We start from the raw sequence: 852 nt of genomic DNA on the forward strand, positions 1-852 counted from the left end.
AAATAACTTAACTTAAACAGATTAAAAAAACAAAATAAGTAAAAAAAAAAACCACAAAAAAATAAATAAAAATAGAAAAAAGAAAAAAGCACAAAAAAATAAGTAAAAAAATAAAAAATAAAAAAATTCAATCATAAAAAATTAATTTAAAACATTAAATTAATATGTTTCATAATGAATTTTACTTTCATCATATTTATCCATAAACTTATTTTCAAAGCCTTCTCCAGGATAACCTAAAGTAATAATACAAAATGGCTTAATATTTTCATTATCTACACCAATTATATCTGCTATTTTTTGCATTCTATCATCAATAGGTGCTACTCCATTCCATAAAGCACCAAGACCTAAATTTACAGCTTCAAGTAACATATTTTCTGCAGCTGCACTCATATCTTGTTGCCATACTTGTTTATAAAATGATTTTTCCATATTTGCAAGAAGGATAATTGCAACTGGTGCATCACTTACTCTAGGTTTTATTTCACCAATTTTTTTAAGTGTATCTTTATTTTTAATAACTAAAAATTCCCAAGGTTCAGCACCTAATCTACTACCTGGTGCTTGCATTGCAGCATGCAAAATTTTATCTATTTTTTCATCTTCTACTTCTTTATCTTGATATTTTCTTATACTACGTCTTGTTTTAACTACTGTTTCAAAATCTACCATAATATCACCAAATAATTAAATAATTATATTTATTATTAATTAATTTATATATTTAAATATTTAAATTTAAACTTTATAATAAATTTTATTAAAAAAGATATAATCCAAAAAACAAGAAAAAAACAAAAAACACAATTAATAAATTTAAAAAAACAAAAAAATCAAAGAAAATAAAAT

Annotated in this window: 1 protein-coding gene; it reads right to left on the bottom strand. The window is 21.6% G+C overall.

What is annotated here, in order from left to right; all coding sequences use genetic code 11:
- Positions 1 to 159: 159 nt before the first annotated feature.
- Entirely contained in the window at positions 160 to 675 is a 516-nt protein-coding gene (locus BGI41_RS08240; protein WP_088540217.1) for a nitroreductase family protein, read from the bottom strand.
- Between the last annotated feature and the right edge of the window lie 177 nt (positions 676 to 852).

This window comes from Methanobrevibacter sp. 87.7, from assembly GCF_002208625.1.
GTDB lineage: Archaea > Methanobacteriota > Methanobacteria > Methanobacteriales > Methanobacteriaceae > Methanarmilla.